Origin of the sequence: Micromonospora sp. NPDC047812 (genome assembly GCF_040704175.1) — a bacterium.
Classification (GTDB): domain Bacteria; phylum Actinomycetota; class Actinomycetes; order Mycobacteriales; family Micromonosporaceae; genus Micromonospora.
On sequence record NZ_JBEYRY010000019.1, the window covers coordinates 14790 to 40991 of the forward strand.

The 26202-nt window shown below is 74.1% G+C and carries 25 protein-coding genes; 6 read left to right on the top strand and 19 right to left on the bottom strand.

Annotated features, from left to right (window positions below):
- The first annotated feature begins 61 nt into the window (after positions 1-61).
- A complete protein-coding gene (locus AB0883_RS30140) occupies positions 62-1285 on the top strand; it encodes a S8 family peptidase (RefSeq protein ID WP_366644664.1) in 1224 nt (407 codons plus the stop codon).
- Between the two features lie 243 nt (positions 1286-1528).
- Positions 1529-2626, top strand: a complete 1098-nt coding sequence (locus AB0883_RS30145; RefSeq protein ID WP_366644665.1) for an FAD-binding oxidoreductase — start codon at positions 1529-1531, stop codon at positions 2624-2626.
- Between the two features lie 126 nt (positions 2627-2752).
- On the opposite strand, the gene AB0883_RS30150 is transcribed toward AB0883_RS30145, so the two are convergent.
- The 8 genes from AB0883_RS30150 to AB0883_RS30185 form a co-directional block, all read right to left on the bottom strand.
- Positions 2753-3898 (bottom strand): MFS transporter, encoded by a 1146-nt coding sequence (locus AB0883_RS30150; protein ID WP_366644666.1) that lies wholly within the window; start codon positions 3896-3898, stop codon positions 2753-2755.
- A gap of 18 nt (positions 3899-3916) precedes the next feature.
- A complete protein-coding gene (locus AB0883_RS30155; RefSeq protein WP_366644667.1) occupies positions 3917-4774 on the bottom strand; it encodes a family 3 encapsulin nanocompartment shell protein in 858 nt (285 codons plus the stop codon).
- Entirely contained in the window at positions 4771-5508 is a 738-nt protein-coding gene (locus AB0883_RS30160) for a hypothetical protein (RefSeq protein WP_366644668.1), read from the bottom strand. Before AB0883_RS30160 ends, AB0883_RS30155 begins: the two co-directional genes overlap by 4 nt.
- A 40-nt stretch (positions 5509-5548) precedes the next feature.
- The gene (locus AB0883_RS30165; RefSeq protein ID WP_366644669.1) at positions 5549-6532 is read right to left on the bottom strand and encodes an aldo/keto reductase; all 984 of its coding nucleotides are present in this window, start codon (positions 6530-6532) and stop codon (positions 5549-5551) included.
- A 44-nt stretch (positions 6533-6576) separates the two neighbouring features.
- The gene (locus AB0883_RS30170) at positions 6577-9702 is read right to left on the bottom strand and encodes an amino acid adenylation domain-containing protein (protein WP_366644670.1); all 3126 of its coding nucleotides are present in this window, start codon (positions 9700-9702) and stop codon (positions 6577-6579) included.
- Positions 9703-10169: 467 nt separating this feature from the next.
- Entirely contained in the window at positions 10170-11738 is a 1569-nt protein-coding gene (locus AB0883_RS30175) for a fatty acid--CoA ligase (protein WP_366644671.1), read from the bottom strand.
- 38 nt (positions 11739-11776) lie between these two features.
- Positions 11777-12067, bottom strand: coding sequence for a hypothetical protein (locus tag AB0883_RS30180; protein ID WP_366644672.1), 291 nt, complete (start codon positions 12065-12067; stop codon positions 11777-11779).
- 244 nt (positions 12068-12311) lie between these two features.
- Positions 12312-13109, bottom strand: a complete 798-nt coding sequence (locus AB0883_RS30185) for a serine protease (protein WP_366644673.1) — start codon at positions 13107-13109, stop codon at positions 12312-12314.
- 193 nt (positions 13110-13302) lie between these two features.
- On the opposite strand from AB0883_RS30185, the gene AB0883_RS30190 reads away from it, so the two are divergent.
- The gene (locus AB0883_RS30190) at positions 13303-13569 is read left to right on the top strand and encodes a hypothetical protein (RefSeq protein WP_121399395.1); all 267 of its coding nucleotides are present in this window, start codon (positions 13303-13305) and stop codon (positions 13567-13569) included.
- A 146-nt stretch (positions 13570-13715) separates the two neighbouring features.
- Here the strand turns inward: AB0883_RS30190 and AB0883_RS30195 are convergent, their stop codons facing one another.
- Entirely contained in the window at positions 13716-14261 is a 546-nt protein-coding gene (locus AB0883_RS30195) for a hypothetical protein (RefSeq protein ID WP_366644674.1), read from the bottom strand.
- Between the two features lie 245 nt (positions 14262-14506).
- Here AB0883_RS30195 and AB0883_RS30200 point away from each other — a divergent pair, with 245 nt between their 5' ends.
- Positions 14507-14827: a hypothetical protein gene (locus tag AB0883_RS30200; RefSeq protein WP_366644675.1), complete on the top strand. Its 321-nt coding sequence runs from the start codon at positions 14507-14509 to the stop codon at positions 14825-14827.
- Positions 14828-14961: 134 nt separating this feature from the next.
- Here the strand turns inward: AB0883_RS30200 and AB0883_RS30205 are convergent, their stop codons facing one another.
- The 4 genes from AB0883_RS30205 to AB0883_RS30220 form a co-directional block, all read right to left on the bottom strand.
- Positions 14962-15429 (bottom strand): ribose-5-phosphate isomerase, encoded by a 468-nt coding sequence (locus tag AB0883_RS30205; RefSeq protein ID WP_366644676.1) that lies wholly within the window; start codon positions 15427-15429, stop codon positions 14962-14964.
- Between the two features lie 72 nt (positions 15430-15501).
- The gene (locus tag AB0883_RS30210; RefSeq protein ID WP_366644677.1) at positions 15502-16701 is read right to left on the bottom strand and encodes a DUF1015 family protein; all 1200 of its coding nucleotides are present in this window, start codon (positions 16699-16701) and stop codon (positions 15502-15504) included.
- A gap of 94 nt (positions 16702-16795) precedes the next feature.
- Entirely contained in the window at positions 16796-17149 is a 354-nt protein-coding gene (locus AB0883_RS30215; RefSeq protein WP_366644678.1) for a hypothetical protein, read from the bottom strand.
- A 210-nt stretch (positions 17150-17359) separates the two neighbouring features.
- Positions 17360-17983 (bottom strand): disulfide bond formation protein DsbA, encoded by a 624-nt coding sequence (locus AB0883_RS30220; RefSeq protein WP_366644679.1) that lies wholly within the window; start codon positions 17981-17983, stop codon positions 17360-17362.
- Between the two features lie 210 nt (positions 17984-18193).
- On the opposite strand from AB0883_RS30220, the gene pepN reads away from it, so the two are divergent.
- A complete protein-coding gene (gene pepN, locus AB0883_RS30225) occupies positions 18194-20743 on the top strand; it encodes an aminopeptidase N (RefSeq protein WP_366644680.1) in 2550 nt (849 codons plus the stop codon).
- Positions 20744-20828: 85 nt separating this feature from the next.
- On the opposite strand, the gene AB0883_RS30230 is transcribed toward pepN, so the two are convergent.
- The 3 genes from AB0883_RS30230 to AB0883_RS30240 all read right to left on the bottom strand — a co-directional run bounded on the left by AB0883_RS30230 (position 20829) and on the right by AB0883_RS30240 (position 23047).
- Complete coding sequence (locus AB0883_RS30230) at positions 20829-21236, bottom strand: DUF5130 family protein (RefSeq protein ID WP_366644681.1); 408 nt, start codon at positions 21234-21236, stop codon at positions 20829-20831.
- Positions 21223-21510 carry a hypothetical protein gene (locus AB0883_RS30235; RefSeq protein ID WP_121399403.1) on the bottom strand — a complete coding sequence of 96 codons (288 nt, stop codon included), beginning with the start codon at positions 21508-21510 and terminating at the stop codon, positions 21223-21225. Before AB0883_RS30235 ends, AB0883_RS30230 begins: the two co-directional genes overlap by 14 nt.
- Positions 21511-21583: 73 nt before the next feature.
- Complete coding sequence (locus tag AB0883_RS30240; RefSeq protein WP_366644682.1) at positions 21584-23047, bottom strand: amidase; 1464 nt, start codon at positions 23045-23047, stop codon at positions 21584-21586.
- A 306-nt stretch (positions 23048-23353) separates the two neighbouring features.
- On the opposite strand from AB0883_RS30240, the gene AB0883_RS30245 reads away from it, so the two are divergent.
- Positions 23354-24196, top strand: a complete 843-nt coding sequence (locus AB0883_RS30245; protein ID WP_366644686.1) for an alpha/beta hydrolase — start codon at positions 23354-23356, stop codon at positions 24194-24196.
- A gap of 107 nt (positions 24197-24303) precedes the next feature.
- Here the strand turns inward: AB0883_RS30245 and AB0883_RS30250 are convergent, their stop codons facing one another.
- The 3 genes from AB0883_RS30250 to AB0883_RS30260 form a co-directional block, all read right to left on the bottom strand.
- Positions 24304-25332 carry an amidohydrolase family protein gene (locus AB0883_RS30250; RefSeq protein ID WP_366644683.1) on the bottom strand — a complete coding sequence of 343 codons (1029 nt, stop codon included), beginning with the start codon at positions 25330-25332 and terminating at the stop codon, positions 24304-24306.
- The gene (locus tag AB0883_RS30255; RefSeq protein ID WP_121399407.1) at positions 25332-25856 is read right to left on the bottom strand and encodes a 3-hydroxyanthranilate 3,4-dioxygenase; all 525 of its coding nucleotides are present in this window, start codon (positions 25854-25856) and stop codon (positions 25332-25334) included. The genes AB0883_RS30250 and AB0883_RS30255 overlap by 1 nt, the downstream gene beginning before the upstream one ends.
- Positions 25853-26202 (bottom strand): RidA family protein (locus AB0883_RS30260; protein WP_366644684.1); only part of this gene is annotated, 350 nt, incomplete at its 5' end. The genes AB0883_RS30255 and AB0883_RS30260, both read right to left, overlap by 4 nt.

A 26202-nucleotide genomic window follows, 5' to 3' on the forward strand; every position in this document is an offset into this window, starting at 1 on the left:
GCCAGGCTGCTCCGCTTCCGGTCACGAGCCGGCGCGGGGCCGACAGGAGGAGGACCGGCAGATGACACTTCCCCGTACCCGGCGATGGCGGGCCCGCGCGGTGGGCGTACTCGCCGCCGCCACGGTCGTCGCCGCGATGGGCACCCCCGCGGCGGCGACCCCGGCCACCGGCGACATCCTGCACGCCGACGCCGCGAGCGCGGTGACCGACGGATACGTCGTGGTGCTCAGGGACGACGCGGTCGGACGCGCCGGCGACCGGCGGGCCGCCGTGACGGACGCCGCCAGCCGGCTGGCCGACCGCTACGGGGCCACCGTCGACCGCGTCTACGGGCACGCGCTCAGCGGATTCGTGGCGCACCTGCCGGAGCGGGCCGCCCGCCGGCTCGCCGCCGACCCGGCCGTGGCGTACGTGGAACGGGACCGGGTGGTGACCCTCGTCGGGCCGGGCGTGCAGCTCAACCCGCCGTCGTGGGGCCTGGACCGGATCGACCAGCGCCATCTCCCGCTCGACGGCCGGTACGCCTACCCGAACACCGCGCACAACGTGCACGCGTACGTCATCGACACGGGCATCCGGAGCACGCACGGCGACTTCGGCGTCCGGGCCGGCGGCGGCGTCGACCTCGTCGACGGCGGCCCGGCGGACGACTGCAACGGCCACGGCACCCACCTCGCCGGCACCATCGGCGGCACCCTGCACGGGGTGGCCAAGGAGGTCCGGCTGCGGCCGGTGCGGGTGCTCAACTGCGCCGGCAGCGGCACCTTCTCCCAGGTGATCGCCGGGGTGGACTGGGTCACCGCGAACGCCGTGCGGCCGGCGGTGGCGCTCCTCGCGCTCGGCGGCGGCGCCAGCACGGCGCTGGACGCCGCGGTGAACCAGTCGATCGCGTCCGGGGTGACCTACGCCGTCACGGCGGGCAGCTCGAACGCCAACGCCTGCAACTACTCCCCGGCGCGGGTGGCGGCGGCGCTCACCGTGGCCGGCACGACCAGCACCGACGCCCGGATGCCGAGCGGCAACCACGGCAGCTGCATCGACCTGTTCGCCCCCGGCGCCAACATCACCTCCACCTGGCACACCGGTGACGCGGCGGCGGCCACCATCAGCGGTGGCTCGATGGCCGCCGCGCACGTCGCCGGCTGCGCCGCGCTCGCCCTCTCGGCCAACCCGACCTGGAGCCCCGCCCAGGTGACGGCCCATCTGGTCGGCAGGGCGACGACCGGCATCGTCACGGGCGTGGTCAGCGGCACGCCGAACCGTCTGCTCTACTGCGGCCCCTGAGCCACGCCGGCGTCGGACGCCGGTGCCCGGCCGAGCTGCCCGGGCACCGGATCCGGCGTACGTCCGAACTGCCGGGCACCCGTTCCCGGCGTGCTGTCCGCGCGGCCCGTCGCACCGACGGGCCGCGCGGTCCGCTCCCGGGGGTGACACGGTCCGCTCCCGGAGGGACGCCCGGATCGCGGCTCGACGATCGATGTTTGTCGACCCTTGTCCCCGGTGGGTCCGCCGACTACCGTTCAGTCGATGATCGATTACCTGGTCATCGGCGGGGGCATCGCGGGCGCCAGCGCCGGACACCATCTCGCCGCGTACGGGACCGTGGTGCTGCTGGAGATGGAGCAGGTTCCGGGCCACCACTCCACCGGCCGCTCGGCCGCCACGTACTCCGAGTACTACGGCGGACCGGCGGTGCGCGCCCTGACCCGGGCCAGCCGGGGCTTCCTCACCGCGCCGCCGCCGGGGTTCACCGAGCACCCGCTGCTCACCCCGCGCGGCGTCCTCACCCTCTGCCCGCCCGGCAGCGAGGACGCCTTCGAGGCGGCGCTGCGCGACGGGGCCGAGGTGGACCCGCCGGCCCGCGAGATCGACGTCGCCGACCTGCCCCGGCACTGCCCCGTCGTGCGCCCCGGGTGGTGCCGGCGGGCGATGGTGAAGCCGGCCGTACGGGACCTGGACGTCGCCGCGCTGCACCAGGGGTACCTGCGGGGCGTCCGGGCGGCCGGCGGCCGGGTCGTGTGCGGCGCGCGGGTGCGCCGGCTGCGGCGGGCCGGCGGCGGATGGCAGGTGACAACGGACGCCGGCGAGTTCACCGCCCGGGTCGTCGTCAACGCCGCGGGTGCCTGGGCCGACGAGGTCGCGGCGGCGGCCGGCGTACGACCGCTGGGGTTGACGCCGCTGCGACGCACCGCCTTCCTGGTGGACGCGCCGGCCGGCGTCGCGGCGGCGGACTGGCCGATGGTCGGCGACGTCGACAGCAGCTTCTACTTCAAGCCGGAGTCGGGACGGCTGCTGGTCTCCCCGTGCGACACCACTCCCGTGCCGCCGGGCGACGCGCGCCCCGACGACCTCGACGTGGCGATCGGCGCCGAGCGGGTGCAGGCGGCGACCACACTGGAGATCCGCCGCGTCCACCAGCCCTGGGCCGGGCTGCGGACCGCCGCCCCGGACGACGTGCCCGTGATCGGCCCGGCGACCGACGCGCCGGGCTTCCTCTGGATGGCGGGGCTCGGCGGCTACGGCGTACAGACCTCGCCCGCGGCGGGCGCCCTGCTCGCCGCGCTGGCGGTCGACGCCCCACCCCCCGTGGACCCCACCCCCCTCTCCCCCTCCCGCCTCCCCTGACCCACCCGGCCACCCGGCCACCCGGCCACCCGCGTCGATCATGAGGTTGGCGGCAGCCGAGGAGATCGACTTCGCCGCCAACCTCATGATCAGCGGGGTTGACCCGGGGGTGGGGTGGGGGTGGTTTTATTGGGAGCGGCGGGGGAGCATCGTCAGTGCCGAGAGGGCGGCCGACAGCAGCGCTGCCAGCAGCATCACCTGGAAGACCGCCGGGTAGCCGGACACGCTGGCGACCAGGCCGGCCAGCGGCGCCCCGGCCACCAGGCCGATGTCCCAGAACGAGGTGAACGCACCGAGCGCCGCCCCCTGGTGGGCCGGGTCCGTGCGGTTGATCACCAGCAGGGCCAGCGCCGGGAAGAGCAGCGAGAGCCCGGCGCCGATCACCAGCCCGCCGAGGACCGCGACCAGCAGGTTCGGCGCGAGCGCGACGAGGAGCAGCCCCACCGCCTCCACCAGGGCCGACCCGACGGCCACCCGGCCGGCGCCGAGCTTGTCGGGCAGCCCACCCACGAGGAGCCGGACCCCCACGTAGGTGAACCCGAACGCGTTGAGCGCGGCGATGCCGTTCTCGACGCCCCGCTCGGCCATGTGCAGGGCCACGAACGAGGCCAGCGCGGCGTAGCCGAACCCGGCCAGGGAGAGCGCGACGCCGGGCGCCACCGCACTGCGCGGCAGGATGCCGGCCCGGCCTGCCGCGCTCGCCTGCTGCGGCCCCGGTCGGGCGGCGACGAACGCGGCCCCGGCGGCCGCCGCCACGACCGCGAACAGCCACACCGCGGCATAACCGGAGGTACGCAGCAGCACCGCGCCGAGCACGGTGCCCAGCGTGATGCCCAGCCACATGTGGATGCCGTACAGGCCGACGACGCGGCCCCGCCGGTCGGCCGGCGCCAGTGCCACCAGCCAGGCCGCGCCGGCGGTGTAGACGGCCGCCTCACCGATCCCGTGCAGGACCCGGACGCCGACCAGCACGCCGACGTTGCCGGCCACCAGGTAGGCCGCTCCGGCGGCGGCACACACCAGCGCCCCGCCCAGCATCACCGTCCGGTACCCGTGCCGGTCGCCGATCCGGCCGGCGATGGGCCGGGCGATCACGGCGGAGACCGCGATCGCGGCGATCACCACCCCCACCTCGACCCGGTTGCCGTCCAACTCTTCGAGCACGTAGAACGGCAGCACGGCCAGGGACGCGCCCACGCCGAGAAGGCACAGGAAGATCGCGGCGAAGAGCGGCGCTATGGGCCGGTAGTACGACAGTTTTCCGCCGGTCATGGCTATGCGATGACGCTCCTAGGCCGGTACGACGTGGAAGAAGTGGGTCGGCAGGTGCACGGCCAGACCCTCGTGGATCTCGGCACAGACGGCAGGGCCATCGATGGACAGCGTACCGGGCGGCGGGGTATCGACGCGAATCGAGGACCGCCCGGCGTCCAGCAGGCGGGCCGCCATCGCGAAGTCCCCCACCACCGCCTCGCCCGGCGCCACCATCCGCGTACGGCTGATCTGGACGCCGTTGCGGGTCAGGTCCGCCAGCAGCGCGCCCCGGCCGAGCAGGTGGGTGTAGTAGTCCCTCGGGTTGACGATCATCGCGTGCGGGGTGGCGCCGGTCTGCTCGATCTCGTCGCAGGCGGCGAGCAGGCCGCTGAGCCAGTCGTGCCGGTACGGCAGCCGCCCGATCTCCGGGTGCCGCAGCAGGCCGCCCTCGCCGATGGTCAGCGCCTGGTTCTCGGCCGTGGCGAGGCGGACCAGCAGCCGGTAGTCGATGAAGGAGGCCAGCCCCTCCGGGTCGTCGGCGAGCTCCTCGGGGATGCGCACCCAGGCGCGGATCGCGTGCACCCCGGCGGAGGCGGTGCCGAACCGGAAGGCGGCCTCCCGGCGCAGGCCCGACTCATGCACGACGGCGGCCTCGCCCGCGTCGGGCCGGCCCTCGCACCAGAACCGGACCGGCTCCATGCCGACCGGCCGCTTGCGGAACAGGTTGCGGACGGTCACCCGGGGGCGTTCCTTGGTCGGCTGGAAGGCGTCCGTGATGGTGTAGTCGAAGCGCACCTCGGCGCCGGCGGGATCGTCGGCGTACGCGCGGGCGAACAGCTCACCGGGCGACAGCGTCGACGACGCGGTCACGGGCGGCGCGGCGGTGGTGGTCATGAGTCCTCCCCGATGGAGATGGCGTGCCGGATCAGCCGCTGGTAGAAGGGCTGGTGGTGGTCGTGGTACGACCGCAGGGTGTCGTTGTTGGCGACGGTCGTCTCGAATGACTTCTCGACCGGCGAGAAGCCCGAGGTGCGTTCGACGTCGAGGTGCCACTTGCGGGTGCGCCGCCACTCGGCGCGCTCCCCCGGCGCCCAGTTCAGCGCCTCCGGCCGGTACGGCAGCCCCACGGCGGCGCACCAGGCCGACACCGTCTCGCCGGGGTGCCGCAGCAGGTCCTCGGCCCGGATCACCACCGGCGGCCGGCGCGCGGTGCGACTGACCAGGTCGAACAGCTCCCACTGGTGCTCGTAGCCGATCTCCCGGCAGGTCACCGTCGGCTTGATCGCGTAGTGCGAACTGATCGTGCGGGCCGGTTCCCGGACGATGAAGGTGTGCGTGACGTCGGCGATCGCCCCGGGATCGGCGAACAGGTGCTCGTAGCGGTATTCGAGCGTGTCCTTGACGAAGACCGTCCGGTCCCGGCCCAGCTCCCTCAGGTGCGCGACGACCTCGGCCGCGTCGGTCACGGTGACGGTGCCGCCGTCGGCGGCGGGCAGCTCGACGTGCCCCTCGTCGACGAGGGTGACCAGAGGCTCGTGGACGACCGTGACGTCGCCGCGGGCGATCATCATGCGCAGGAACGCGGTGGAGAGCGCCCGGGGGTGCGCCCACATGGCGATCACCGGCATGCGGGCCTCCCGTACCGCGCCGCCCGGCGCCGCGCCGCGCTCACTGCGACCACGACGTGGGCTTGCGGTCCCACCGGTGCGCGCGCAGCGTGTCCAGCAGCCCGGCGTCCAGCGGCACGCCGTCGCTGACGGCCAGGTTGGCGCGGACGTGCTCGACGCGGCGCATGCCGGGGATCACCGTGCTCACCGCCGGGTGGTGCAGGATGAACCGCAGCGCCAGCTCCGGCATGGTCATCCCCGCCGGCACGTCGGCGGCCAGCCGCTCGGCGCGCTCCACGCTGGGCAGCAGGTTCTCCGGCCCGAAGTACGTGCTGCGCCAGTCCTCCTCCGGCCAGGTGCTGTCGGCGGTCAGCGTGCCGGTCAGCGTCCCCTCGTCGAACGGGACCCGGGCGATGATCGCGATGTCGTCACGCTGGGCGCGCGGGAACAGCTCGTCCTCCGGCGCCTGGTCGAAGATGTTGTAGATGACCTGCACGACGTCGATCAGGCCGGTGTCGAGGGCCGCGTGGCAGTTCGTCGGCTCCCACCGGTTGACGCTGATCCCGACGCCCTCGACCACGCCCTCCCGCTTGAGGTCCGCGACGGCCTCCTGCCAGCGGTCGTCGGCGGCCCACCGGTCCTCCCAGACGTGGAACTGGAGCAGGTCGATCCGGTCCACGCCGAGGTTCTCGAGGCTGCGGTGGGTGTACTCGCGGATGTGCTCGGCCGGGAAGACGTCGTCCAGGCTGTCCTGGGGGCCGGGCGGCCACTCGCGGTTCTTCGGCGGGATCTTGGTGGCCAGGTACAGCCGGCGGTCCGGGTGCCGGCGCACCAGGCCGCCGAGGAGCTGCTCACTGACGCCCCGCCCGTAGACCCAGGCGGTGTCGAAGAAGTTGCAGCCCCGTTCCACCGCCTCGTCCAGGCAGGCCGGTGCGGTGTCGTAGTCCCAGCCGGTGAAGCCGCCGGGTCCACCGCCGATGCCCCACATCCCGTACCCGACCTCGCTGACCTGCCAGCCGAGCCGACCCATCCTGCGGTATCGCATTCCACTCCCTCATCCGTGCCGGTCACCGCGTCACGCGCGGCCGTTCACCCTGGTCCCGCCGGCACCAGCAGCCGGTCGGCCTCCCGCCGCACGTGCTCGCCCAGCCAGGCGCGGTAGGCACCGACGGACGGGCCGAGCCGGTGGTCGCTGAAGCCCCGGTGCCGTTCCAGCTCGGCGCAGCCGTCGCGCCGGAAGAGCCGGGGGTTGTCGGTGAGCAGCGTCGCGAAGACGGCGCGCAGCGGCTCCTCGTCGGCGCCCGCGCCGGGCGGGAAGAGGGCCAGCAGTACGGCGGCGTCGCGGTCGCCCTCGTCCGCCGCCTCGCGCAGCCCCGCCAGGAACCGCCCGCAGCTCACCCGGGGCAGGGCGTCCGGGCCGGCCAGCGGCAGGTCGGTGAAGTCGACGCTCACCGGGTGCAGGACGTGCAGCGTGCCGCCCCACTGGCGCGGGTCGACGACCGTGGCGACGATCCGCCGGGCGGCCCAGTCCACCGGCGTCCAGTCGGAGCGCACGGGCGCGTCGGGCCGCATCCGCAGCCGGTGGCAGGCCGCCAGCAGCAGGTGGGTCAGGGCCCGGGGGTTGGGGTGGCCGTCGTCCGCCGCGGGCATCACCTCGCCGAGGCGCAGCATCGTGATGGTCGCGCCCCGCCGCCGGGCGTCGTCGAGGTACCGCTCCGCCACCCACTTCGACCGGCTGTAGCCGGTGGTCGGCGGGACGGCGAGGGCCGGGTCGTACGTCTCGGGCAGCGGCTGGGGATGGCGGGCGGCCTCGCTGTCGAGGACGCCGAGGGTGGAGACGTGGTGCAGCGGCTTCGGCCGGCCCGTCAGGCACAGCCGCAGCAGCTCGGCGGTGCCGAGGACGTTCGCGGCGCGGTGGGCCCGGTAGTCGAACAGGAAGTTGACCAGCGCCCCGGCGTGCAGCACGAGGTCGCAGTCGTGGGCCAGCCGGTCCCACGCCTGCGGGGTCAGGCCGAGGGCCGGCCGGCCGAGGTCGGCCGCGTACCCGTGCAGGCGCAGGCCGTGGCCGGGCCGCCACAGGCCCCGCTCGGCCAGCGCGCGCACGACGCGGGCGGTGGCCTCGGCGTCGTCGGCCGCGCGGGCCAGGCACAGCACCCGGACGTCGGTGGTGGCGAGCAGCTCGTGGACCAGGCGCGCGCCGACGAATCCGGTGGCCCCGGTGACCAGGACCGTACGCGGCGCCCGGCGCCGGCCGACGGGACGTACGGGCAGGTCGGCCGGGACCTTCGCGTCCCGCTCCACCAGCTCGTCCTCGGTCTCGGCGGGGTCGGCCGCGCGCAGCCGTACCGCGAGCGCCCGGGCGAGCCGGGCGGCGCTGCGGTGGGTGAACAGGTCCTGCACGCCGACGCGGAGGCTCTGGTCCGCGCCGAGGGCGGTGACCACGTCGAGGGCCTGGAGCGAGTCGCCCCCGGCGTCGAGGAAGTCGGTGTCGGGGCCGAGGTCGGGCCGGCCGAGGACCGTCCGGAACACCCCCAGCACACGGTCGGGCAGCGTCCGCGCCTCGGCGGGCGCGGCCGACGGGCGGGTCCGGTCGGCGAGCGTACGGTCCAGCCAGGCCTCCAGCGCCCGCCGGTCGACCTTGCCGTTGCCGGTCAGCGGAAGCGCGTCGCGCACGACGACGTGCCGGGGCACGTGGGTCCGGGGCAGCAGCCCCCGCAGGTGCGCCCGCACCTGCGGCTCCGTCACCTCGGGGTCGGCGGCGAGGAAGAGGGCCAGCGACTTCCCCCGGTGCTCGCGGGCCAGCAGGACCTTCGCCTGCCGTACGCCGGCCAGCCGGGTGGCGGCGGTCTCGATCTCGCCGGCCTCGATCCGCACGCCGTTGACCTTGAGCTGGTGGTCACGGCGGCCGGCGAAGTGCAGCCGGCCGTCGGGGGCGATCCGGCCGAGGTCGCCGGTGCGGTAGAGCCGCGGGCCCGGGATGTCGGGCAGCGGGTTGGGCACGAACACCTCGGCGGTGCGGGCCGCGTCGCCGAGGTACCCCTCGCCCAGACACACGCCGCCGATGACGATCTCGCCGGTCTCGCCCGGTGGCAGGGGCCGCAGCTCGGCGTCCACCACGGCGGCGTAGCAGTTGTCGATGGGCCGGCCGATGGGGATGACGTCGCCGTCGGATCGGGCGACGGTGTGGAAGATCATGCCGATCGACGCCTCGGTGGGGCCGTAGCCGTTGGTGACCGCCACCTCCGGCACCAGCTCGACCAGGCGGTGCACCGCCCACGGGTCGATCTCCTCGCCGCCGACGATCACGTTGCGCAGCGACGCGACGGCGCGGCGGGCGGCCGGGTCCCGGTCGAGGACCGAGACCAGCGCGCCGAGCACGCTCGGCACGAAGTCGGTCATCGTGACGGCCTCGTCGGCGATGGTCCGGACGGTCCGCTCGACGTCGAGGAACCCGCCCTCGACCGGCACCACCGTCCGGCCACCGGTGGTCAGCGGCCAGAACATCTGCCACACCGACGAGTCGAAGGTGTGCCGGCTGTTCTGGAGCACCACCTCGTCGCCGGTCGCCGCGAAGTGGCGGGTCATGAACCGCAGCCGGTTGGCGATCCCGTCGTGCCGGTTCAGCGCGCACTTCGGGGTGCCGGTGGTGCCCGAGGTGAAGATGCCGTAGATCAGGTCGGCCGGACCGATCGGCACGCCGGGCCGGCGGCGGGTCGGGGTGATCTCGTCGAGGTCGACGGGCAGGCAGGGGACGTCCCCGGTGTCGGGACGCGGGCCTGCGCCGCGTACCACCGCGAGCCGGGGCCGGACCACCCGCAGCGAGGCGTGCAGCCGGTCCGCCGGCCAGCCGGGATCGACGGGTACGAAGGCCGCGCCGAGCTTCATCAACGCCAGGTCGACGACGGGCAGTTCGAGCCCGTCGGCGAGCAGGACGGGCACCACGTCGCCCCGCCGGACGCCCCGCCCGGCCAGGGCGGCGGCGACGCCGTTGGCCAGGTCGTCGAGTTCGCGGTACGTCAGCGAGCGGCCCCGGAACGACACCGCCCGACGGTGCGGGTGCCGGTCGACGCGCTCCTCGACCATGCCGGGCACGGCGAGGAAGGGCCGGTCGTCGTACGGTGTCCCGGCGGCCGCCGGAGGGTTGGCGGTGCACCGGCAGGTGGGTCCGTCGGAGACGGCAACCGCCGCCGCGTGTCCGGTGTCGCCCGCCCTCATCACGCCTCCTGTCCCCGAGCTCGCCCGGCCTGTCGTCACGCCGCGGACGGGACGAATCCGACCCGACGCACAGCAAGGGTTTTTATCGTCACCGGTCGATGCCCTGGCCGCTGGTCAAGCACATTAGAGGGCCGACCGAGAGGAGGGAACACGCAACTTTCTGCTACATCGATTCCCGTCACTTGAAAATGGCGACCGTGACACCGAGCGGCTCCCCGCGCGCCGACCATCCGGCGAACAGGCCTCCCACCAGGGAATCCTTCGCCCACACACCGGCGTACGCGCAGAATCCACGCCGGACCACCGGCCGCGCGCGGAGGCCGACCGACGGGGCGGACGGACCGTCCCCGCCCCGCGGACGAGCAGGCACGATGACGGGCGGTAGCCGGCGACGCGCGGGCCGCCGGCGGCGCAGCCGGTACGGCGGGTGGCGGTGTCCCCCTCGCCGATCACCGCCGTCACCGCGCTCAGCTCACCCGGCGCTCGTGGCCCTGCCAGAACCGCTCCCGCAGCTCGCGGCGCAGGACCTTGCCGCTGGGGTTGCGGGGCACCCGGTCGATGAACTCGTAGTGCAGCGGCTGCTTGAAGCCGGCGAGCTGGCCGCGCAGGTGCAGCGCCAGGTCGCGCTCGGTGAGCTGCTGACCCTCCACCGGCACCACGAACGCGTACACGGCCTCGCCCCAGCGCTCGTCCGGCACGCCCACGACCGCCGACTCGGCGACCAGCGGGTGCCGGCTGATGACGTTCTCGACCTCGACGGGGTAGACGTTCTCCCCCGCCACGATGATCATGTCCTTGATCCGGTCGCGGATGAACAGGTAACCGTCCTCGTCGAGCAAGCCCGCGTCCCCGGTGACGACCCACCCGTCGACGAGCGTCTTCGCCGTGGCCTCCGGCAGGTTCCAGTACTCCACCATCACGCCCGGCGACCGCAGCCAGACCTCGCCGACCTCGCCGGGGGGCAACGGGTCGCCCTTGTCGTCCACGATCTTGACCTCGAAGCCCGGGTACGGCAGCCCCGCCGACTGCATCTTGCCGCTGTCCGGGGTGTGGTCGGCCGGGGGCAGGCAGACCGCGGAGTTGCCGGTCTCGGTCAGGCCGTAGATCTGGGCGAACTCGCAGCCGAAGCCCTCGATGCAGCGGGCCAGCAGCGCCGTCGAGATCGGCGCGCTGCCGTAGACGATCTTGCGCAGCGAGGCGAAGTCCGCCTTGGTGACGCCGGGCTCCGCGAGCAGCAGTCGCAGCATCGAGGGCACCGCGAGGATGGTGGTGACCCGCAGGGTCCTGATCAGCTCCACCGCGCCGGCCGTGGTGAACTCGCGCATCACCACGTTCGTGGCGCCCGCGGCGAAACCCATCGCCGCCCACGACAGGCCGCCGATGTGGAAGCCGCCGTTGCAGAGGAGGCTCACGTCGCCCTCGCGCAGGTCGAGCCAGTCCAGGTTCTCCGAGGCGAGCCCGTCGCGTACCGCGAGGAAGCTGCGGTGCGCCAGGACGACGCCCTTCGGCAGGCCCGTCGTTCCGCTGGTGTACATCTGCGCCAGCGGCGTGTCGGGGGTGACCTTGGCCAGCACGTTCGCGTCCGGCTGCGCCGACACCCAGGCCGCGAAGCCGGCGCGGGCCGCGCCGTCGGAGTCCAGCTCCACCACCTGTCGCAGCATCGGCAGTTCCGGCGCCAGCTTCTCGGCGACGACGGCCGATTCGGAGTCGACGAAGAGCAGGGCGGCGCCGGAATCCCGCAGGATGTGCTCGACCTCGCCGGCGGCCAACCGCCAGTTGATCGGCACGAAGACCACGCCGGCCTTCGCCGCCCCGAAGAACAGGTCGTAGAAGTGCTCGGACTCCCTGCCCAGGTACGCGATGCGGTCGCCGGGGCGCAGACCCGCCGCCTGGAGGCCACGCGCGACCTGGTTGCTGACGCGGTGCAGGGTGGCGTAGTCGACGCGCCGGCCCTCGCAGATGATCGCGACGGCGTCCGGCTGCTGGGCGGCGTACCTGCGCACCACGTCGACGAGCGTGCGCAACTGAACAGTCACCAGGGGTCCTCCTCAGTGGGCGTACAGGTGGGGGCGACTCACGCCGCGTCGGCAGCGAGGCGCATGCCGGGCGGGTCGACCAGGGCCATCCGCACCCCGCCCTCGGCGATGCCGCCGCTGTCGTCCCGGAAGCGCCAGGGCATGTCGATGATGTGGACGAACTCGCCCTCCGCGCTCGCCAGCGCGTTGGCCGCGGTGACCGACGCGGGCTCGAGGTACCGGGTCTTCGCACCGGCGTACGGACGCAGGACGTCCGCCAGCGGTACCGGGTCGTCGGCGAATGTCGCCCGCCCGGTCGGCGCGCTGTTCCTGACCGGCGATGCCGTCATCGCTGTTCCCCCTTTGTGCGCGAGCGCGAACTGAACGTAATCGGCGCCCGTCCATCCCTGGGTAACAGCGGAAGAACTGGCCGCGCGGGCTCGATGCCGGGTGCGCCCGGCATCCGCCGCCGGACCGCAGGGGGACCTCCAGCGCCCCACGCGGCGGCCGGGCCGGCGCACAGGCAGGGGCCAGCCGGAACGCGCGCGGGGGCCCGGCCGGACGAGCCGGCCGGGCCCCCGGGGGCGGTGCGGTTCAGCCGCCGAGGCTCGCCGCCGCGGAGGCGATCGCCGGGGCGAAGGTGCTCACCTGGGTGTAGACGCCGGGGTACGAGGGCCGGGCGCAGCCGTTGCCCCAGCTCACGATGCCGACCTGGATCCAGGCGTTGCTCGCGTCCCGCCGGAACATCGGGCCGCCCGAGTCCCCCTGGCAGGTGTCGATGCCGCCGCTGGCGTAGCCGGCGCAGATCTCCTCGTTCGCGATGATCTGGCCGCCGTAGTAGGAGTTGCAGGTCGCGTCGCTGACGAACGGCACGGTGGCCTTGCGCAGGTAGCGCTGCTGCGCGCCGCCCTCGCGGGTGGCACCCCAGCCGGCGACCGTGAAGGTGCCGTTGTCGTACGCGGTGCTGGTGGCGATGTTCAGCGTCGGGAGCGTGGTGACCGGCGTGGCCAGCCGGATCAGGGCCCAGTCCTTGCCGTTGCCGTTGTAGCCGGGCGCCCGGTAGACGTAGTTCGAGCGGACCTGGATCCGGCTCGACGACTGGAGGTCCACCACGCCGAGGGTGGCGGTGATGCTGGTGTTCGTGCCGGTCCCGCCGACGCAGTGCGCGGCCGTCAGCACCAGGCGCGGGCTGTAGAGCGAACCGCCGCAGCCCATGGAGAGCCGGACCATGAAGGGGAACTCGCCCTGCGCGGCCAGCGTCCCGCCCACGACGTACGGGGTCACCTCGGGCCCGGGCTTGGCGGAGGCCGGAACGGCCAGGACGAACGAGCCGGCGGTGACCGCCACCAACGCGGCGGCCAACCGGCCGACGAGTGTGCGCCAACGGACCATGGGAGCCTCCCGAACCCTCGCGACGCGCCGAGGCGGCGCGCCGGAAACCGATGGCGGGAGCCTATGGACATCTATCGATGGATGGCAATGCTTCGACACATCCCGCGTCGGTCATACCGCAGCCGACCGGGATTCGGCGCGCCGGACGCACACCGCCCGTTTTGCGCCGGGACCGCCCGGGTACGGCCTTCACATGGACACGAACACGAAGGCACACCTGGTTGGCGGACCCCGCGACGGCAGCACCATCGACACGGGCGGCGACGCCCTGCTCGAGGTGGAGATCGACGGCATGATGCACCGGTACATCCGGACCACGAAGCAGCACGGCGAGGACGGCACGGTCTACAACTACGACGGAATGGTGGCGCCGGACGGCGGGGAGCCCGGCGTCGAGGACCCGGAGGCCCGGGTGGCCTCGCCGAAGGCCGACGCGGAGGGCCACGGCGGGAAGCACTGATCCCGCGGATCAGCCCCGGCCGGCGGCGGATGAACCGCGGCCGGCCGGGTAAGCAGCCGGCGACCTGGTGGAACGACCGGAGGTCGCGAGACGCCGCGACCGGGCGCGCGGGCGGGCGGCGCAGGCCGGCCCGCCCGGGCGTACGGTCAGTTGTTGCTGATCCAGTTCCAGGCCGAGACGACCCACTCGGTCTGCTGGAGGTAGGCGATACCGAGACCGGCCAGGAAGACCGCCGTCACCAGGTGCGCCCCGCGCGCGCTGCGCCGCACCCGGCCCAGTTGACGCTCCAGCACCACGCGGCCGAGCAACCGCGCCAACGCGAAGAGGCCGGCCGCCACCAGCAGGCTCAGCAGGAAGATCAGGAACGGGCCGCCCAGGTTCCCGCCGCCCGAGATCGCCCAGATCCCCCAGCAGACGAAGGCGAAGAGCGCGCCGGCGGCACTCCACTCACCGCCGCGCTTCAACTGCTCGACGTGCCAGCTCAACGGCCGGCGCGGGGCAGGCGCGCCCGGCCACCCGGTGCCCGTCGGCTCGTGCTCGACGACGGGGAACGGCTCGGTGCGCGTCGTACGGGGCTGCCCGACCGAGGCCACCCCTCGCTGGAAGCCGTCGCGCTGCGGCGGCACCCCGGCACCGGGCTGCGGCGGCACCTCGACGGTCCGCTCGGCCCACGGCTGCGTCTGGTCGACCATCTCGTCCCTCCCCTGGACCGACGGCGACCACCGGCCGCCGTCTGTTCCGAGGGTAGCCAGCCGGCAAACCGGTCGCCGAGGCCGTACCGGGACGCGGGCCCCGATCCGCCGACCACGGCGAGGGCCGGTCGACCCGGCGGCGGCCGACGAGCGCGTCGTCGTGACCGAGGTCACCGGACACCCTGCCCGCCGCCCGCCGGACGCGCGAGCCGGCGCCGACCGGGCCGGGGCGGTACGGTCGGCTGATGGGCGAGACGGAGCGACGCCGGCGCCGGCTACGGCACCCGAGCGGTGACACGGGCGGGACCGAGGGCCCGAACGCGGCGACCGCCGGGGTGCACGACGGCCCCGAGCCGCCGCGTGGCCGCCGGGGCGGCCCGGGTGACGAGGGCGATCGCGGCCTGCGTGGCCTCGTCGGCCCCGGCTCCTCCCAGGTGAGCGTGACCGCCGCGATGCGGGCGCGCGACGCCGCCCGCCCCACGGACGAGGACCTGGCCGAGGCCGAGGAACGCGTCGTGATCATCCGCCGCAACTGGACGCCCCGCGAGGACCTCCCCCGCCGCTGACCCCGGGTCCTGGGAGCGTGCGGAGGCTCGCACCGCGCGACGCGGCCGGGAGACGGCCCCTCCCCGGGCGTGGTCCGTCCAGGATCCGCACCGCCCCCGGCGTCACCCGGCCGTCGGGACGGCCGGGTGGGCGGTCAGGGAAGCGTGGGGAGCTGGCGGGTGCCCTCGTAGTCGGCCACCTGGGCGATCCGGCGGGCGTGCCGCTCGTTGCCCGAGAACGGGGTGGTCAGGAACGCCTCGACGATGGCGGTGGCCTCGTCCAGCGTGTGCTGGCGGGCGCCGACCGCCACGACGTTCGCGTCGTTGTGCTCACGGGCCAGCTGGGCGGTGTCGACGCTCCAGGCGAGAGCCGCCCGGACGCCGGCCACCTTGTTCGCGGCGATCTGCTCGCCGTTGCCCGAGCCGCCGATGACCACCCCGAGGCTGCCCACGTCAGCCACCACCCGGTCACCGGTGTGCAGGCAGAAGGCCGGGTAGTCGTCGTCCGGGTCGAAGGCGTGCGGGCCGACGTCGACCACGTCGTGCCCCTCCTTGGCCAGGTGGTTGACCAGGTGCACCTTCAACTCGAAACCGGCGTGGTCGGATCCCAGGTAGACGCGCATACCGCGCAGTCTGTCAGGCGCGCCTCCGGGACGACGCGCGGGCGGCGCCCCGGAGGCGGATTCGTCACAGGATCAGCGGGACAGCTCGGCGACCACCAGGCCGCCGCGCGCCTTCGGGGTGAACCAGGTGCTCTTGCGCGGCATCTTCTCCCGCGCCAGGTTGACCGCGACGAAGTCGTCCACCGTCACCGGGGCGACCAGCACCGCCAGCTCGGCCCGGCCCGCGTCGACCTCGCCGGTCAGCCAGCTCGCCGGGTAGTCGCCGCCGACGTAGGTGATCCGCTTGTCGCCCGGGTCGAGCCCGAGCGCGTCGCGCAGCAGCAGCCGCTCGACCAGGGCGTGGTCCAGGTTCTCCAGCCGGTTCTCGCCGACGTGCGGCAGGGTGACCGCGTACCCCCGGCCGGCGAGGCGGAGGTGGACGGTGCCGCCGGCCGCCGGGACCTCGACCGGGCCGTCGATCGGGCTGATCTCCGCCCCGGCGGCGCGGAGCCGGGCGAGCAGGTCGTCGGGGGTGGTGGTCAGCTCGCTCACCAGCCGGTTGTAGGGCTGGATCGCCACCGACGCCGGGGTCGTGATCACCGACAGGAAGCGCGGCAGCCCGCCGGTCTGCGCGGCCAGGCTGCGGTGGTTGCCGTCGGCCACGACCAGCTCGCCGCCGCCCGCGAGGGCGGTCAGCTCGTCCTGGGCCGGGCCCGGCCCCAGCAGCCAGATGGCGTGGGTGCGCCCGGCCTGGTCGGTGTCGGTCGCCGCCGGCGCGCCGGCCGCGTCGGTCGCCGCCGCGAGGGCCGCGTGCAGCTCGTCGCCGCGCCCGGTCTGGAGCAGGAGTACGGGCGACAGCAGGTGGCCCAGGGCCTCGGCGAGCGCCACCCGCTCCCGCACCTTGGCGATGAAGACGTCCTCGTTGCGGATGACCAGGCCGGGCTCGTCGGCCCGGGTGGAGATCTGGTCGGTGTCCACCATGGCGAAGAGCCCGTATGCGTTCTCCTCCCCCGGCGCGCTGATCCGGTAGAGGACCACGACCTGCTCGGCGGGCGTGTAGCTGCCGTCGGCCTTGGCCTCGGCGAGCCGGGTCACCGCGTCCGGCAGGGCCTCGAGGAAGGGCTTCCCCAGGCTCTCCGGCGCCCGGTGCGGCATCTCGATGCCGAGGGCACTGTGCGGGTTCGCCTCGATGATCGCGGTGATCTCCGCGTCGTCGGCGAACTCGTCGTAGTTCTGCGCGCCGGTGCCGCCAGTGGTGATCCAGGCCCGGGCGATCGGATGCACGACCGTCATGGGCGAAGACGCTACCGGCGACGCGAGTCCCGCCGGCGCGGGACCCGCACGGGGTCCACCAGATGAAAGAGCTACCGGGGCCGGTGGGCCGGATTCAGGCGGTGCGGTCGGACTGTCCCGCCGCCCGGCGGTGCCGGCCGCCCGGCGTGGGGCCGCCCGCCGGTCGCCGCCCCGGCACGCCCGGTCCGGCGGGCACGATCCTGCGGGTCCCGGCCGACGCGGCCGGCACCGGCCGGTGCTCGGCCGGCGGGGTGAGCCGGGAGGTGGCCGGCACGCGGGCGACGCCGACCACGATCGGCGGGGCGAGCAGGTCCACCATGTGGGCGGGAAGGTCGGGACGGACCGTCGGCCAGCGGGAGTCGTCGACCGACCAGTACGCCGCGTCCGGGCGCTCGGTCACCCCCTCCCGGGTCGACGGATCGTCACCGGGCACACGGTGCTTGGCCATCGGAACTGCCTCCACGAGCTGCGGGGTGCGGCCCTGCGGGTCGCTGCGGCGGACACCCGGGCCAACGATCCCGCCGCCACCCCGGTGACGCCCGCCCCACCCTCCCCCGCCCCCACCTCCCCCGTCGATCAGGGGCTCCGGGTCGGGAATTCCGACGCGACCCCTGACCGGTCCGGGAGGCGCCCACCCGGGAGCCGGGGGAGGAGCGGGTCAGTCGAAGACGGGATCGCGGTCGCGGGAGCGCTTCAGCTCGTAGAAACCGGGGGTGCCGGCGACCAGCAGGACGCCGTCCCAGAGCCGGCCGGCGGCCTCCCCCTTCGGCGCCGGGGTGACCACCGGCCCGAAGAAGGCGACCGTGCCGCCGTCCGGGCCGGGCGCGTGGATCACCGGGGTGCCGACGTCGGTGCCGACCGGACGCATGCCGGCCTCGTGACTGGCCCGCAGCGCCTCGTCGTGGGCGGTGCCCCCGGCGACGTCGGCCAGCGCCGGGTCGAGCCCGACGTCGGTCAGCGCGGCGACGAACAGCTCCCGCGTGAGCTTCTCCTGCCCGAGGTGGATCCGGGTGCCGAGCGCCGTGTAGAGCTTCCGGACGGCGTCCTGGCCGTACCGCTGCTCCACCGCGACGCAGACCCGCACCGGGCCCCAGCCGGCGCGCAACAGCTCCTGGTACTGCTCCGGCGGCTCCCGGCCCTCGTTGAGCACCGACAGGCTCATCACGTGGAACCGGATGTCCACGTCCCGGACCTGCTCCACCTCCAGCAGCCAACGGGAGGTGATCCACGCCCACGGGCAGATGGGGTCGAACCACATGTCTACGGCGGCACGCTCGCTCACGGCTGGTCCCTTCACGACGGGTGCGCCGGCCTCCGGCGCCTCCTGCGATCCTCACCCCGGCGGGCACCGACCGGCAGCGGAATGGAAGCGTGACCTCGCCCGCCGCGGGGTGTTCGTGCATGGAAGACTCGAATCCGGCCGTCACGAGCGGTCGATGACGGCGCCACCAGGGCGTGCGGCGAAACGGGATGGAGACGAAAAGTGCCGGGAGTGCGCAACCTGACGCAGGTCGAGGCCACCGAGCGGGCCCGCCTGCTCGACGTGACCGGATACGACATCAGTCTGGACCTCTCGTCCGCCGTACGGGCGGCCGAGGCTCGCACCTTCCGCTCGACCACCGAGGTGCGTTTCCGGTGCGCGGAACCCGGCGCGAGCACCTTCATCGAGCTGGCCGCCGACTCCGTGCGCTCCGCGACGCTGAACGGCTCTCCGGTGGACCTGGGCGACTGGTCGGCCGAGAAGGGCCTGACCCTGTCGGGACTGGGCAGCGAGAACACGCTGGTCGTCGAGGCGGACTTCGCGTACTCGAACAGCGGGCAGGGCCTGCACCGCACCGTCGACCCGGTCGACGGCGAGACCTACCTCTACAGCCAGTTCGAGACGGCCGACGCCCAGCGCGTCTTCGCCTGCTTCGACCAGCCCGACCTGAAGAGCGTCTACACCTGGCACGCCACCGTCCCGGACCACTGGAAGGTGGTCTCGAACATGCCGGTGGAGCGGGAGGAGCCGGCGGGCGAGGGGCTGAAGACGGTCCACCTCGCCACCTCGGTGCGGATGAGCACCTACATCACCGCCCTCTGCGCCGGGCCGTACCACGAGGTGCGCGACAGCCACGACGGCATCGACCTGGGCGCGTTCTGCCGGGCCTCGATGGCGCCGCACCTCGACTCGGACGACCTCTTCCTGGTCACCAAGCAGGGCTTCGACTTCTTCCACGAGCAGTTCGGCGTGCGCTACCCGCTGCCCAAGTACGACCAGCTGTGGGTGCCCGACTTCAACGCCGGCGCGATGGAGAACTTCGGCTGCGTCACGCACGCCGAGTCGCACTACCTCTTCCGCTCGCAGGTGACCGACTACGAGTACGAGCAGCGGGCGAACACGATCCTGCACGAGCTGGCGCACATGTGGTTCGGTGACCTGGTCACCATGCGCTGGTGGAACGACCTGTGGCTCAACGAGTCGTTCGCCGAGTGGGCCAGCCACTGGTGCAACACCCACGCCACCCGCTTCACCGAGGCATGGACGACGTTCCTGTCCATCCGGAAGAACTGGGGCTACCGGCAGGACCAGCTCTCCTCCACCCACCCGGTCTACTGCGAGATGCCGGACCTGGAGGCGGTCGAGGTCAACTTCGACGGCATCACGTACGCCAAGGGCGCGAGCGTGCTCAAGCAGCTCGTCGCGTACGTCGGTGAGGAGCCGTTCCTGGCCGGCCTGCGGGCGTACTTCGCCAAGCACGCCTGGGGCAACGCCACCTTCGACGACCTGCTCTCCGAGCTGGAGACGGCCTCCGGCCGGGAGCTGCGCAAGTTCGCCGCCCAGTGGCTGGAGACGGCGCAGGTCAACACGCTGCGGCCGGAGCTGACGATCGGCGCGGACGGCACCTACGAGCAGGTGGTCGTGCTCCAGGAGGCGCCCACCGGGCACCCGACGCTGCGTACCCACCGGATCGGGGTGGGCCTCTACGACCTGACCGACGGCCGGCTGGTCCGCCGCGAGCGCCACGAGGTCGACGTCACCGGCGAGCGGACCGAGCTGACCGCGCTGCGCGGCCTGCCCGCCGCCGACGTGCTGCTGCTCAACGACGACGACCTCACCTACACCAAGCTGCGCCTCGACGAGCGGTCGATGGCCACCGTGGTGCAGCACATCGCCGGCTTCGAGTCGTCGCTGGCCCGCGCGCTGTGCTGGACCGCCGCCTGGGACATGACCCGCGACGCCGAACTGGCCGCCCGCGACTACGTGGCGCTGGTGCTGGCGGGGCTGCCCGCCGAGACCGACATCAACCTGGTCAACGCCGCCCTGCGCCAGGCCAAGACGGCGCTCAGCTTCTACGTCGACCCGGCCTGGGCGCCGACCGGCTGGGCGGAGCTGGCCCGCACCGCGCGCACGACGCTGGCGACGGCGGAACCGGGCAGCGGCTTCCAGCTGACCTGGGCCCGCGCGTACGCCACGGCGGCCCGTTCGGCCGAGGACCTGGCCACCCTGCGCGGCTGGCTGGCCGGCACCGACGTCCCGGCCGGCCTGTCCATCGACACCGAGCTGCGCTGGGCCGTGCTGGACGCGCTGGTCGCCAACGGCGCGGCCGGTCCCGCCGAGATCGAGGCCGAGCTGGCCGGGGACCGGACGGCCAGTGGCGAACGCGAGGCCGCGTACGCGCACGCGCTGGTGCCGACGGCGGAGAACAAGGCCGCCGTCTGGGCCCAGCTGACCGGCCCGGAGGCGCTGCCGAACTGGCGCAACCGGGCGCTGTTGCAGGGCCTCATCCACCCGGCGCAGATCGAGCTGACGGTGCCCTACCGGGACAGGTACTTCGCCGCGGTGGACCAGGTCTGGGGCAGCCGGGACAGCGAGCCGGCGCAGGAGTTCGCGCAGCTGGCGTACCCGGCGTACCTGGTGGACGACGAGACCGTGGCGGCCACCGACGCGTGGCTGGCCGGCGAAGGCCACCCGACGTCGCTGCGCCGGCTGGTGGTCGAGGGCCGCGACGGCGTCGTCCGCGCCCTACGGGCCCGCGAGCGGGACGCCCGCAGCGCCTGACGTACGCGTCACACGACGAAGCCCGGTCCGCGTCGCGGACCGGGCTTCGTCGCACAGGTGCAGGCGCGGGACGCGCCGGGGTCGGTCAGCCCTTGCCGGCGTGGCTGGCGAGCTGGTCGAGGCCGTTGATGATGCCGCCGGCCAGGTCGCCGCCGCCGAACGCCGCCACCATCGAGAGCGCGGCGAGCCGGGCGTAGGTGTCGGGGATGCGCTTGCGGGCGTGCCGGCCGGTGACGATCTCCAGCTGCCGCTGATTGGGCGACACCGCGATCAGGACCGACCGGTCGGGCTCGGCGAGCTGGCGGTGCAGCCGCTCGGCGTGCTCCCGGACCGGCTCGTCGAGACCGCCGACGAAGACCGAGAAGACCAGGCCGGTGCCCTGGTCGGCCAGGCGCAGGGCCTCGTCGATGCGCAGCAGCTGGCGGGTCGAGAACGGCCCGTCCAGCACCTCGGGCGGGGTCCCCGTCCCGGCCTGCTTCTCACCAACGGTCACTTGCGCCTCCGGTTCCACCGGCCGGCGGCTCGACGCCGGCCCGCTCGAGCTTGTGGCTGGTCAGCGCCGGCGCCTGCGCGCCCGCTGCCAGGGCGGTGCCGGCCGAGTCGGCCAGCTGCTCCGGCCGGCCCAGGAACCAGACCGGAGTGAAGTCGAAGGGCCGGCCCGGTCGGTAGCGCTTGGCGCCGCCACCGCCGCCACCACGGCTACCGGCGTACGCCAGACCGGCGATCACCAGCACCGCAGCCGCCGGGATGCCGACGAAGACCAGCAACGTCTCGGTTACAGACAATCCCAACGCCCCCAGGCGGAAGAAGAGACCTCAAGGATCCGGGTCGGGTGGACGATCATGGCGCCGACCGCCCGACACCGCTGCCATTCACGTTAGCGGAGCCCACGGCCCGCCAGATTGCGGGGTGGCGATCCCATCCGCCACTAAAGTGCTCCAGTTGCGCAGCCGTGGCGATCAACCGCGCGTCGTCGCCGTACCGACCGGTCAGCAGGACCCCCACGGGCAGCCCCTCGGCGGTGACGCCCACCGGCAGGGACACTGACGGATCACCCGTGACGTTGAACACGGCGCAGTACGGCGAGAACCGGCGTTGCCGGTCGAAGTCCTCCGCCGGGTCGCCACCGGAGGCGAACCAGCCCAGCGGCGCCTGCGGCGCGGCGAGGGTCGGGCAGAGCAGCAGGTCGCAGCCGGCGGTGCGGCGCACGCCGAGGCGTACCTGCGCCTGGAGTTCGCCGAGCGTGGCGGTGAGGGTGCCGGCGGAGATCTCCGCGCCCCGGGCCCGCAGGTGCCGGGTCAGCGGCAGCAGCGCGCTCTCCCGCTCCCGCGGCACGGGCGCGAGCGCCAGCACGTACCAGACGATCTCGAACAGCGGCCACACGGCGGGCCCGAGGGGCGCGGGGACGTCGACCACCTCGTGGCCGGCGGCGGTGAGCAGCGCCGCCGCCCGGTCCACGGCGGCGACGCAGTCGGGGTGGACCGGCTCGTCGGCGAGCATCGGGGTGGTGAACCGCCCGACGCGCAGCCGCCCCGGGTCGGCCGCGCGGGCCGCGCCGAGCCAACCGCCCGCGGGCGGGGCGGGCGCCAGGTAGGGCTCGCCGGGCACCGGCCGGGCCAGCACGTCGAGCAGCGCCGCCACGTCGGCGACCGTACGCCCGATCGGCCCGTTGGTCGGCAGGCCGTAGGCGCCGGAGCCGACCGGCCCGCCGGAGACCAGCCCCCGGCTCGGCTTGTAGCCGACCAGGCCGCACAGCGACGCCGGGATGCGCAGCGAGCCGCCGCCGTCGGAGCCCTGGGCGACCGGCACCAGGCCGGCCGCGACGGCCGCCGCCGCCCCTCCGCTGGAGCCGCCGGCGGTGTACGCCAGGTCCCACGGGTTGCGGGCCGGCGGCGCGACCAGCCCCTCCGAGTAGAGCGAACAGCCCAGCTCGGAGGTGGTGGTCTTGCCCAGGCTCACCAGCCCGGCCGCCGCCATGAACCGGACCACGTCGGCGTCCACCGGCGGCACGAAGTCGGCGAACGCCGCCGAGCCGAAGGTGGTGCGCACCCCGGCGGTGAGGGTGAGGTCCTTGATCGCGGTCGGCACGCCGTGCAAGGGGCCGCGCCCGTCGGCGGGGACGGCGTCGGCGGCGCGGGCCGCCGCGCGGGCCCGCTCGCCGGTGACCGTGACGAACGCGCCGACGGTGTCGCCGAGGGCGTCGACCCGGGTCAGGTGGTGCTCGACCAGCTCGACGCTGGACAGCTCGCCGCCGGCGATCGCGGCGGCCTGCTCCAGCGCGGTCAGGTCGTGCGGCTCGGCCATCCCCTCATCCTGCCCGCCCGGCCCCCGCTCCGCCGCACGACACGACCGGCCGGCGGTGCGACGAGCGCCATATCCCCCTGACATGACCACATCGGGATGACCGGCCACCGGCTCCCGGCACAGAGGATGGAGACAGATCGATGACGATCATCCCCCACCGGTGGCCCCGCACCGCCGCCACCGACCCCCACCCCCGCAGGGAGCGTCGCCGTGCAACCCGTACCCGCCCTCCACCCCGGCCCGGGCCGTCGCTGGTCCTCGCGCGCCACCCGTCCGCTGCTGGCCCTCGCCCTGGTCGGCGCGAGCCTGGCCGCCACTCCCGCCGCGCCGGCCGGCGCCCGGGACCTGCCCCCGGCCGCGCCGCTGGCCGCCAACCCGTACGAGCGGGGCCCCGCGCCCACCGTGGCCAGCATCGAGGCCACCCGCGGCCCGTTCGCCACCGCGCAGACCACCGTCGCCGCCGGCAGCGTCAGCGGTTTCGGCGGCGGGACGATCTACTACCCGACCAGCACCGCCGAGGGCACCTTCGGCGCGGTCGCCATCTCCCCCGGCTTCACCGCGCGCCAGACCTCGGTCGCGTGGCTCGGCCCCCGCCTGGCCTCGCAGGGCTTCGTCGTCATCACCATCGACACCCGGTCGGTGTACGACCAGCCGGCCAGCCGGGGCACCCAGTTGCTGGCCGCCCTGGACTACCTGACCAACACCAGCACCGTCCGCACCCGGATCGACGGGAACCGGCTCGCCGTGATGGGTCACTCGATGGGCGGCGGCGGCAGCCTGTCGGCGGCCAGCACCCGTCCCGCGTTGCAGGCGGCGATCCCGCTGACCGGCTGGCACACCCAGAAGAGCTGGTCGACGGTACGCGTACCGACCCTGGTCATCGGGGCCGAGAACGACACGGTGGCCCCGGTCTCGTCGCACTCGGAGCCGTTCTACACGAGCCTGCCGGCCACTCTGGACAAGGCGTACCTGGAGCTGAACGCGGCGAGCCACTCCGCGCCCACCTCGTCGAACGTGACGGTGGCGAAGTACAGCATCTCCTGGCTCAAGCGGTTCGTCGACGACGACACCCGCTACGAGCAGTTCCTCTGCCCGGCCCCCCAGGGCTCGGCGATCGAGGAGTACCGGGACACCTGCCCGCACTCCTGACCCCCACGCTCCGGAGCCGTCGCGCGCACTGGGGGCCGCGACGGCTCCGGATTCCACCCGCCGGGCGGCGCGGGGCCCCTCGGGGACCGCGCCGCCCGGACGCGGGCTCAGGAGCGGGCGCCGAGGAACCGCAGCGCGTTGCCGCCGAGCAGCAGGTCGCGCTGTTCCCCCGTGAGGAAGTCCGCCTCCCGCACCACCCGGCCGACCGGCCGCTCCCCCAGCGGGTACGGGTAGTCGCTGCCGACGAGCACCCGCTCGGCGCCCATGGTGTCGACCAGCAGCCGCAGCGCGGGCGTGGAGAAGACCACCGAGTCGACGCAGAACCGGTCGACGTACGAGCTGGGCGGGGCGGTGGAGGCGCCGCGTACCAGGTCGCCCCGGCGGTGCCAGGCGTTGTCGGCGCGGCCCAGCCAGAACGGGAAGCTGCCGCCGCCGTGCGCGAAGCAGATCCGCAGCGTGTCGGGCACCCGGTCGAAGACGCCGCCGAGGATCAGCGCCAGCACCGACAGGTGCGTCTCGGCGGGCATCCCGGCGAGCCAGCGGGCCATCCACCGGTCCAGCCGGGGGCCGCCCGGCATGTCCCACGGATGCACGAAGACCGGCGCGCCCACCTCGGCGCAGTGCGTCAGGAACTCCACGATCCCGGCGTCGTCCAGGTCGCGGTCGCCGACGTGGTTGCCGATCTCCACGCCGGCGTGCCCGGCCGCGAGGCAGCGGTCCAGCTCGGCGCAGGCCGCCTCCGGGTCCTGCAACGGCACCTGGCAGAACGGCACCAGCCGGTCGCCACCGGCGGCGGTGACCTCCAGGGTGAGGTCGTTGAAGATCCGGGCCACCTTCACCGCCTGGTCGGCGGGCCGGTCGTAGCTGAAGAAGACCGGGGTGGGCGAGACGACCTGCACGTCCACCCCGTCGGCGTCCATGTCGCCGAGGCGGGTCGGCGCGTCCCAGCACTCCGCCCCGACCGGGCGGAACTCCGTCTCTCCCACCATGATCATGGCCGCCCGCTCGGAGTCGACCCGCAACCAGGGCCAGCCGGACCCGCCGCACGCCGCGCCGAGGTCCGGCCACCCCTTCGGTACGACGTGCGTGTGCACGTCGACCACGGGAGGCCGCGCCGGCCCGGGCCCGGCGGGCATCAGCCCTTGCCCGGGTGCAGCGCGCCGCAGTTCGCGCAGGTGCGGGCGGCCTCGTCGGCGTAGAACGCCTGGAACACCGGGGGCAGGTCGGCGGCGATGTCCCTGACCTGCAACTCCACCTCGTGCACCTTGTGCCCGCACTCGGTGCAGTACCACTGGAACTTCTCCAGCGTGCCCTCCTCGCGGACCCGCTCCACGACCACGCCGATCGAGCCGGCCTCGGGCCGCTGCGGCGAGTGCGGGGTGTTGCGCGGCAGCATCCACATCTGGCCCTCGCGCACGTGCACCGTACGCGGCCCCTCCGGGGTCATCAGGTTGACGTGCATGTTGCCCTTGACCTGATAGAAGAACTCCTCGTACGGGTCGACGTGGAAGTCGGTGCGCTGGTTGGGCCCGCCCACCACCATCACGATGAAGTCGTCTCCGCCCGGGAACATCTCCTTGTTACCGACCGGCGGCTTGAGCAGGTGCTGGTTCTCCGCGATCCAACCGGGGAAGCTGAACGGCTCCGCGATCTCACTCACGACTGACCTCCTGACGGAAGAAGGGCCACGGCCTGGATCTCGATGAGCAGGTGCGGGTGGGGTAGTTGGTGCACGGCGACGGTGGTGCGGGTGGGTCCGGTGGCGTCGAAGTACTCGGCCCAGACCTGGTTGTAGCCGCCGAAGTCGTTCATGTTGACGAGGTAGGTGGTGACCTGGACGAGGTCGCTCAGGTCGGCGCCGACCGTCCGTAGGAGGTCACGGATGTTGTCGATGACGGCGCGGGTCTGGGCGCGGATGTCGAGGTTGGTGGTGCCGAACTCGTCGACTTCGACGCCGGCGAAGGTGTTGTCGGGCCGTCGGCTGGAGGTGCCGGAGACGAAGACGA